This is a genomic window from Plantactinospora alkalitolerans, from assembly GCF_015690345.1.
GTDB classification, from domain to species: Bacteria; Actinomycetota; Actinomycetes; order Mycobacteriales; family Micromonosporaceae; genus Plantactinospora; species Plantactinospora alkalitolerans.
Map to the genome: position 1 here is coordinate 1 of NZ_JADPUN010000234.1, position 8,351 is coordinate 8,351.

Here is an 8,351-nt window from a genome sequence, read left to right on the forward strand (position 1 = left end):
ACCCGACCCCCACGCCCACCCGGACCGCGAACCCGACCACGCCGCCGCCGATCTGGAGGTCGACGCAGGCGTAGAAGGCGTTCGCCGTGTCGGCGATGTTCCAGATCGCCAGCAACTTCTGCCGGCCGGTCCGCCCGCCCATGCTGACGCTGTGCGAGACGGTGGCGCCCGGCTGCCGCCCGCCGTCGTCGAACACCGCGATCCGGGAGTTGCCGATGTAGTACTCCCAGGTGCTGGTGGCGTGGCGCGCGGTCAGCACCCAGTTGAACGTCACCGTGTTGCCGACCGAGGTGGCGGGCCAGTTCCGGCTCTCGTCGCTCAGCACGGCGAAGTGGCCGATGTTGGCGTGGCAGTTGCGGAGCCCCTTCGGCCCCTCCACGCTCTGCGGCTCGTACTGGATCTGGCCGCAGTTGGCGACCCGCCCCTGCGCGCAGAGCGCCTGCCGGCTGGGTGGCGACGAGATGTAGCCGTGCGCCTGGGCCGCCGGCACGGCGACGACGAGAGCGGAGAGGACGGCGGCGACGGTGGTCAGCGCCAGGACCACGGTTCTTCGCATCGTGGGCTCCTTACTTCATCGGGAAGGTACCCTCAAGATAAAGTAAGGATTATTAACAGTAAATATCTACAGACAGAAAAGCATCGATCAGACGAAATCAGTACGCCGGCCGTTGCAGGACACCGAGGAACTCGGCCAGCAGGCGCTCCCGTACCGGCACCGGAGCGGCGTCGAGCAGGGCGTTCACCGGCGCCATCCGCTCCGGCGGCCGACCGGCGGCGGCCGGGTCCAGCCCCAGCCCGGCGGCGATGCCGGCCACCAGGTCCGAGGTGAGCTGCTCGGGAGCCAGCGCGCCGAGCATGCCCAGCAGGTCGGCGGGAAGCGGCACCGGGCCGGCACGCCGGGCCGCCTCCACCGCGTCCCGCAGGTCCGCACCGAACTCCACCACCCGGGGCGCCACCGAGGCGGTCACCGACAGGTGGATGTTCGCCGGCACGTCGCCGTACGACAGTTGGGGTTGGGTGTGCCAGCCGCGCGCTGTCAGTTCGTCGGCGAGGACGAACAGGTCCAGCCCGGGATCGGTGCTGACGAAGCAGACGACTGTCGACTCCGGCTCGACGAGCAGCCGCAGTCCGTCCACACCGGACACCTCGGCGGCCAGTCCCCGTACCGCCGCCAGGGTGCGCTCGGCCAGGGCCAGGTAGCCGGCCTCGCCGAGATGCCGCAGCGTGGCGTACGCGGCGGCAAGCGGCCCACCCGACCGGGTGGACGAGATCACCGGGTTGACCATGGTGTACCCGGGCCAGCCAGCGAACGCGAAGTACTGCGAACGGCGCAGGTCCGCATCCCGGTGCAGCAGCACGGAGACGCCCTTGGGGGCGTACGCGTACTTGTGCAGGTCCACCGAGATCGAGGTGACGCCCGGCAGGCCGAAGTCGAACGGCGGCACCGGTTCGCCGAGCCGGCGCAGGAAGGGCAGGGTCCAGCCGCCGAAGCAGGCGTCCACGTGGCACCGCACCCCGGCCCCGGTGGCGGCCTCGGCGATCTCGGCGACCGGATCCACCACCCCGTACGGATACGACGGTGCCGAGCACGCCACCAGTACGGTGTCCGGGCCGATCGCCGCCGCCACCGCCCCGGCCTCCGGGCGGAGCGTCCGGGCCGACACCGGCACCTGGTCGAGCGCGACCCCGAGATAGTGCGCCGCCTTGGCGAACGCCGCGTGCCCGGTCGTCGGCACCACCAACCGGGGTCGGGCCACCTCCGGCCGGGCGTCCCGGGCCGCCTTGACGGCCAGGATCAGCGACTCGGTGCCACCACTGGTGACGCTGCCGACGACGTCCGGCGCCGCCGTACCCGGGCCGCCGCCGAGCAGCCGGGACGCCGCACCGACCAGCGCGTTCTCCAGCCCCAGCACGGAAGGGAAGGCGGTCGGATCGAGCCCGTTGACGTGCGCCGCCAGGGCGTACGCCGACATCGCCAGCTCATCCAGGCCGGGCAGCGCGGAGTCGTAGACGTAGGCGAACAGCCGCCCGCCGTGGGTCGGCAGGTCTGCGGCACGCAGGTCGCGCAGCTCGGCCAGGACCTTGTCTGCGGGTACGCCCTCCGGCGGCAACACGTCGATCATGGCGGCCACCGTAACAGCCGGAACCGCGCAGGTGAGCGCCTCGTACGCGCCGACCATGACAGGGATCCCTGCCGTGGTGCCGGCCGCTCAATCCTTCTTCACGTAGACGCCACGTCCAGGAACGGTCTCCGTGAGGCCACGCATCTTGAGCGTCAGGAAGACACGGTCCGCTACGAAGTCCGAGACTTCGTACTCCGCACACAGTTCGGCACGGGTCGGGAGCTTGGCACCGGGCGGGAACTCCCCGGATGCAATCCGGCCCGCCATTTCATCGGCAATCCGCTCGTAAATAGACGAATAGGGAGCCACTACTAGAAATCCCCTCCGGTCGGCAATTCCAGTAGACCACTCCCCGTGGACCCTTGCCTACCCATGGCACCCATGGCACCCTTTTTCGTATCGCCCCTCCGGTCGGCAAACCAGGTGGGGCGGAAGGCGGTCCGGCTACGCGACGCAGGGCTCCGTGGCCGGACCTGCCGTCTGGCGACGAAGGAGGACGCGGATGTTCAGCGACGACCTACCGCACCAGCCCGTACCGCTCACCGACCCTGGTCCGCTTCCCGTACCGGAGTCCGTCGAACGGGCCGAGATGCGCAGCGTGCTCCTGCGTCACGTCAGCAACGGCGGCAACTGCCGGTCGTGCGGCCGGCCGCCGGACCACACCGGGATGTGCTGGGCCGCCCGGGTGGCGTACGAGCGGCTCGCCAGCGAATGGGGAAAGTGACACCTGCTGCCGCTCCGGATCGGCGGCCGTCGCCGCCGCCCACCGCTCCGGCGTCAGGTAACGGACCGCAGTCTCCAGGGCAGTCGGTCAGCGCTCCCGGACGTACACTCCGACGCCGGGCAGCGTCTCTGTGATGCCCTTGGCCCGGAGGTTCTGCATGGCCCGGTCGGTGACGGGCTCCGTGACGCCGTAGTGCTCGATTAGCTCTCGCCGGCTGGGCAGCCTGGAGCCGGGCGGGAACTCGCCCGCCTCAATCCGTTTCTCCAGGTCATCGGCTATCTCTTCATAGCGGTAGCGCGTTGGCACGGTGATCCCTCCAGTCAGCACCTATAGAGAACCACCTGTGGCAAGCCGCCGGATCACACCGGGATGTGCTGGGCCGCCCGGGTGGCGTACGAGCGGCTCACCAGCGAATGGGGAAAGGATCCCGCTACCGCGCGGGAGCGGGGCCCGAGGCGGCGGCCAACCGCTCCGGAGTGAGGTCGTAGCGGCGCATGGCCAGCAGGGCGAGCCCGACCAGCAGGGCGGGCAACACGGTGAACCCGATCAGCACCCCCGTTCGGGCGGTGCTGGACTGCGTCGCCGCATGGCCGGTCGACGACGAGACGTAGCCGGTCAGTTGCAGCACCAGGCCGTAGATGCCCGGCCCCAGGGCCAGCCCGAACGTCTCGCCGGCCGTCCAGATCCCGGTGAAGACCCCGGCCTGCCGGCGGCCGGTACGTGCCGTGTCGTACGCGATGCAGTCCGGCAGCATCGCCATTCCGAAGACCTGCTGGCCGGCGTAGCCGCCGCCGATCAGCGCGACGAGCAGGTAGACCACCGGGGCCGGCAGCACCGGTGCGGCGACCAGGGCCAGCGCGCCGGCCGCGAAGAGCAGGGACGCGACGCCGAACGCGCGGGGCTTGCCGAGCCGGGCGCCGGCCCGGCTCCACAGCGGCATGACCAGCAGGGCCGGGCCGACGAAGCAGGCGAACAGCAGGGTGGCTCCGGTGTCCGGGTCGCGCAGCACGTGTGTGGCGAAGTAGCTGACCCCGGCCAGCACGGTCGCGATGCCGGCCGCCTGCACCACGAAGCAGATCAGCAGCAGCCGGAACGGCCGGTTCGCGGCGGCGACCGCGAGCTGGGCCCGCAGGCTCGGCTCGCTCGCCACCACGACACCGGTCGGCGCGGACCGGGTACCCAGGAACGCGCCCACCGCACCGAGCACGATCAGCACCGCCACGAACAGCCCCAGCCAACGGTGTCCGGCGACGCCGTCCCCACCGGCAGCGACCACCACCGGTGCCAGCGCGCCGGAGACCAGGATCGCCAGCGCCAGTACGGCGACCCGCCAGGTCATCAGCCTGGTCCGCTCGGCGTAGTCGTCGGTCAGCTCGGCCGGCATCGCCACGTACGGCACCTGGAAGAAGGCGAACGCGGTCGCGGTGAGCAGGAACGCCACCGCGACGTACCCGGCGGCAGCCGGCCCGGCCTCGAACGGCGCGGCGAAGATGGCCCCGAAGAGCACCGCCAGGGCGAGCCCGCCGGCCAGCAGGTACGGGCGCCGGGCGCCCCAGGGGGACCGGGTCCGGTCCGAGATCCGGCCGGCGACCGGGTTCACCAGCACGTCCCAGGCCTTCGGCAGCAGTACCAGCAGTGCGGCCAGCCCGGCCGCCACGCCCAGGGTGTCGGTCAGGTACGGCAGTAGGACCAGGCCGGGAACCGTACCGAAGGCACCGGTGGCCAGCGATCCGAGGGCGTACCCGGCATGAACCCGGCGGGGCAGGCCGGTCACCGGCGGTACGGGGTCGGCGGCCCGGGGTGGCGGGGCATCCATGCGGCGGAATGCTAGCCGCATGGATCTTGTCCGGGCTCCCGCGTTCGTGCGGTAGTGACGGCCGATCGGTCGCCCCGACTCGGCTGACCTGGATCTTGCCGCTCCCGTCGCGGACCGGGAAGATCGATGCGCGAAGTTGCGGCAATCTTGAGAATCCGGGCATTCTCTCCTGCCAGCTCGATGCGAGATGATCGCAGTGCTGGTACCCCCAGAGGAGGAGCGGGCGGGTATGCGGATCCTGTTGGTCGAGGACGACGCCCGGGTGGCCGGCGCGATGGCGTCCGCCCTGTCCCGGCGGGGGTACGACGTGGAACGGGCCGCGACCGCCGCCGCCGCGCTCGCCGCCGCGCCGTGTGACCTCGTGCTGCTCGACCTCACCCTGCCCGACGGCGACGGTGTGGACGTGTGCCGGGCCCTGCGCCAACGCAGCGCGCACCTCGGCATCATCGCGGTCACCGCCCGGGGCGAGGAACGCGACCGGGTCCTGGGGCTGCGGATGGGCGCCGACGACTACGTGGTGAAACCGTTCTCGATGGCCGAACTGGAGGCCCGGATCGTCGCCGTGCTGCGCCGGGCCAGGGCCGGTGCGGCCCGGCCCGAGATCGTCGAGGTCGGTCCGATCTGGATCGACGTCGCGGCCCGACTCGTCACCGTCGGCGGGCAGCCGGTGACGTTGACCCGCAAGGAGTTCGACATCCTGGTGTCGGTGGCCCGGCAACCGGGTTCGGTGGTGCCGCACGACCGCATCGTCCTCGACGTCTGGCCGACCACCGGCGCGGCCCGGCACACCGTCGAGGTGCACGTCGGCTCGCTGCGCGGCAAGCTCGGTGACCCCGACCTGGTGCAGACCGTGCGCGGCATCGGCTACCGGCTCCGGGCCGAGTAGACCGGAGCCGACGTGCGCCGCCGTCTGGTCTTCAGCTACTCGCTGCTCATGATCCTGGTCCTGCTCGCCCTGGAGACGCCGCTGGCCGTCACCCTGGCCAACCGGGAAACCGAACGGCTCAGGGCGGACCGGTTGGCCGATGCCAACCGGTTCGCGTCACTCTCCGGCCCCGCCCTGCGCAGCGGCGCGGTCAGCGCGATCGACGACGAGCTGCGGCGCTACCGGGAGCTGTACGGGATCACCGCCGCCGTGATCGACCGGGAGCGACGGTCGGTGGTGGCCACCGGCGGCCTGCACGTCGGTTCGGAGCTGACCGACCAGGCGGTCTTCGGTGCCCTTGCCGGCCGGCAGATGACCATTCCGGAGGTGGTCTGGCCCTGGCAGGCCGACCCGTTGGTGGTGGCGGTGCCGGTGAACGACGGCGGCGAGGTGATCGGGGCGGTCGTCACGGTCTCGTCGACCAACAGGGTCCGCCGGACCGTCGCCGTCTGGTGGGCGGCGCTGGCCACGATCGGGCTGTTGGCCGTCTCCGCCGGGGTGATGACCGCGTTCCGGCTGGCCGGTTGGGTGCTGCGTCCGGTCACCGTCCTCGACGTGGTGACCCATGACATCGCCGCCGGGGACGGCCTGGCCCGGGTACCGACCCAGCAGGGGCCGCCCGAGCTGCGCCGGCTCGCCACCAGCTTCAACGAGATGGCGGACGCGGTCGCCGACGCTTTGGAACGCCAACGGGCGTTCGTCGCGCACGCCAGTCACCAGTTGCGCAACCCGCTGACCGCGTTGCGGCTGCGGGTCGAGGAGCTCGGCCCGAGCCTGACCGACGAGCACGGGCGCGACGAGCACAAGCTGGCCCTGGAGGAGACCGACCGGCTGGCCCAGGTGCTCGACGGGCTGCTCACCCTGGCCCGTGCCGAACGGGCCCAGCACACGATGGTGGTGGTGAACGCCGCGACGGTGGCCGCGTCCCGGGTCGCCGCCTGGCAGCCGTTGGCCAACCGGCACGGCATCGCGCTCCGGCTGCGGCCGGGCGACGGCGGCCCGGCGTACGCCCGCGCGGTGCCGACCGCGGTCGACCAGGTGCTGGACGCCCTGATCGACAACGCGGTCAAGTTCGGTCGTGCCGGCGGGCGGGTCGACGTCTCGGTCCACCACCTGGACGAGGGGGTGGTCGTCGAGGTCACCGACGACGGCCCCGGGATGACCGGCGCACAGCTCGAATCGTCGACCGAACGGTTCTGGCGGGCGCCGGACACCCAGAACATCGACGGTGCCGGCCTCGGCCTGACCATCGTGGCGGTGCTGGTCGACGCCTCCGGCGGCCGGCTGACGATGCGACCGGCCGAGCCGACCGGACTCACCGCGCAGGTGTGGTTCCGGGCGGGCGAACCGCCGGCCCCGCCCCGTGCGGTGGAGGCACCCGGGCCCGCCTGACCCCTCAGGGTTTGTGGGTCTGGTAGTAGCGCGCCGCGCCGGGATGGAGGGCGAGCGGAGTCGTGGTGATCGCCGACTGCGCGTTCAACCGGGCGGCGGCCGGATGGGCACCGCTGAGCTCGTCGCGACGCTGCATCAGCAGTCGGGTCACGTCGTAGACGAGTTGTTCCGGCAACGCCGTGGCCACCACCAGATAGTTCGGCACCGCCACCGTCGTCACCGGTTCCGTGCCGTACGCCGAGGCGGGGATGTCCCGGCCGACGTACACCTCCCGGTACGACCTGCGCAGCGGCTCGACCCACTGGCCGAGGTCGACGAACCGGGCCGACGTCTCGGCGGCGAAGTCCGCCACGGCCTTGACCGGCAGGCCACCGGAGAAGAAGAACGCGTCGATCTTGCCGGCCCGCAGCGCCGCCACCGAGTCGTCGATGCCGAGGCGCAGCGTCTCGGCCAGGTCGTCGTCGACCTCGGCGACCGCGAGCAGCCGGCCTGCGGTGACCGCGGTGCCCGAGCCCGGCGCCCCGATCGCCACCCGGCGACCGCGCAGGTCCTCAAGCTGGTGGATCGGCCCCTGCGCCCGGGTGACCAGATGCAGCAGGTCGTCGTAGACCCGCGCGATGGCGCTCATCCCGGCGCCGGCCGGTGCGGCGACGGGCAGGATGTCGGCCTGGGTGAAGCCCAACTCGGCCTGGCCGCTGGAGACCAGCGACACGTTCTCCGCCGACGCGGCGGTGACCACCACGCTCGCGGTCACGTCGGGCAGTTCCCGGTTGAGGATGCCGGCCAGGGACTGACCGACCGCGTAGTACACCGCCGTCGCGCTGCCGGTGGCGATCCGCAGCCTGGTCGGCTCGGTCACTCCGGACGTGCAGGCGGCGCTGACCGGCAGCGCCGTCGAGACCACGGCAACCGCCACGGCGAGCGTGTGGAGCCGCCGCCCGGCCAGTTCTCGGCCAGCGCGTCGGTGCGACCGTGCCCCACCCACCCCACCACCACCCCGGCGAAGATCGACACTCAACGCAAATTTTGCTCAAGCCTTCGACCGATGTCTACCGCCTGACGGCGGATACGACCACCGTGAACGTAGTTGGTTGTCGCGACTACGGGGGGCGACAAAGATGATCTGGAGCACCGGGGCGTACGTCTCCACGCGGCCGCCCGTCCGGCCGTCCGGCGGAACCAGCCTGCTGGACCGAACCTCGCTGGCCGATGCCTTCGAGGCGGCGTGCCTGATCAGGTGCACCCGAGTGGAGAGCGGGCGGCAGCCGACCACCGTGCTGGCCGAGTTCAGCTCGGCGGCAGCCGCCGCTCGACTCGCGGAACTTCTGGCCCGGCTGGGTACGCCGGTCTTTCCCGAGCGGACCACCGCCG

Annotated in this window: 9 protein-coding genes and 1 pseudogene; 4 read left to right on the plus strand and 6 right to left on the minus strand. The window is 71.9% G+C overall.

Features of this window, described 5'->3' with window-relative positions; translation table 11 throughout:
- The 3 genes from I0C86_RS26540 to I0C86_RS26550 form a co-directional block, all read right to left on the minus strand.
- A partial coding sequence (locus tag I0C86_RS26540) for a lytic polysaccharide monooxygenase auxiliary activity family 9 protein (RefSeq protein ID WP_196204013.1) occupies nucleotides 1–556 on the minus strand: 556 nt, incomplete at its 3' end.
- Between the two features lie 97 nt (nucleotides 557–653).
- Nucleotides 654–2,123: a pyridoxal phosphate-dependent decarboxylase family protein gene (locus I0C86_RS26545; RefSeq protein WP_196204018.1), complete on the minus strand. Its 1,470-nt coding sequence runs from the start codon at nucleotides 2,121–2,123 to the stop codon at nucleotides 654–656.
- A gap of 87 nt (nucleotides 2,124–2,210) precedes the next feature.
- On the minus strand, nucleotides 2,211–2,432 hold the full coding sequence (locus I0C86_RS26550; protein ID WP_323373859.1) for a winged helix-turn-helix domain-containing protein: 222 nt from the start codon (nucleotides 2,430–2,432) through the stop codon (nucleotides 2,211–2,213).
- A gap of 193 nt (nucleotides 2,433–2,625) precedes the next feature.
- On the opposite strand from I0C86_RS26550, the gene I0C86_RS26555 reads away from it, so the two are divergent.
- Nucleotides 2,626–2,847, plus strand: a complete 222-nt coding sequence (locus I0C86_RS26555) for a hypothetical protein (RefSeq protein WP_196204014.1) — start codon at nucleotides 2,626–2,628, stop codon at nucleotides 2,845–2,847.
- Nucleotides 2,848–2,934: 87 nt separating this feature from the next.
- On the opposite strand, the gene I0C86_RS26560 is transcribed toward I0C86_RS26555, so the two are convergent.
- Both I0C86_RS26560 and I0C86_RS26565 read right to left on the minus strand, forming a co-directional pair.
- On the minus strand, nucleotides 2,935–3,153 hold the full coding sequence (locus I0C86_RS26560) for a winged helix-turn-helix domain-containing protein (RefSeq protein ID WP_196204015.1): 219 nt from the start codon (nucleotides 3,151–3,153) through the stop codon (nucleotides 2,935–2,937).
- A 124-nt stretch (nucleotides 3,154–3,277) separates the two neighbouring features.
- Nucleotides 3,278–4,663, minus strand: coding sequence for an MFS transporter (locus I0C86_RS26565; RefSeq protein WP_230394837.1), 1,386 nt, complete (start codon nucleotides 4,661–4,663; stop codon nucleotides 3,278–3,280).
- A 229-nt stretch (nucleotides 4,664–4,892) separates the two neighbouring features.
- On the opposite strand from I0C86_RS26565, the gene I0C86_RS26570 reads away from it, so the two are divergent.
- Together I0C86_RS26570 and I0C86_RS26575 are read left to right on the plus strand one after the other, a co-directional pair.
- Nucleotides 4,893–5,549: a response regulator transcription factor gene (locus tag I0C86_RS26570; protein WP_196204020.1), complete on the plus strand. Its 657-nt coding sequence runs from the start codon at nucleotides 4,893–4,895 to the stop codon at nucleotides 5,547–5,549.
- A gap of 12 nt (nucleotides 5,550–5,561) precedes the next feature.
- A complete protein-coding gene (locus I0C86_RS26575) occupies nucleotides 5,562–6,980 on the plus strand; it encodes a HAMP domain-containing sensor histidine kinase (RefSeq protein ID WP_196204017.1) in 1,419 nt (472 codons plus the stop codon).
- Nucleotides 6,981–6,984: 4 nt separating this feature from the next.
- Here I0C86_RS26575 and I0C86_RS26580 read toward each other — a convergent pair whose 3' ends face one another.
- On the minus strand, nucleotides 6,985–7,896 hold the full coding sequence (locus I0C86_RS26580) for a TAXI family TRAP transporter solute-binding subunit (RefSeq protein ID WP_323373861.1): 912 nt from the start codon (nucleotides 7,894–7,896) through the stop codon (nucleotides 6,985–6,987).
- Between the two features lie 202 nt (nucleotides 7,897–8,098).
- Here I0C86_RS26580 and I0C86_RS26585 point away from each other — a divergent pair.
- Nucleotides 8,099–8,351, plus strand: a pseudogene (locus I0C86_RS26585) (hypothetical protein); the annotation flags it as partial.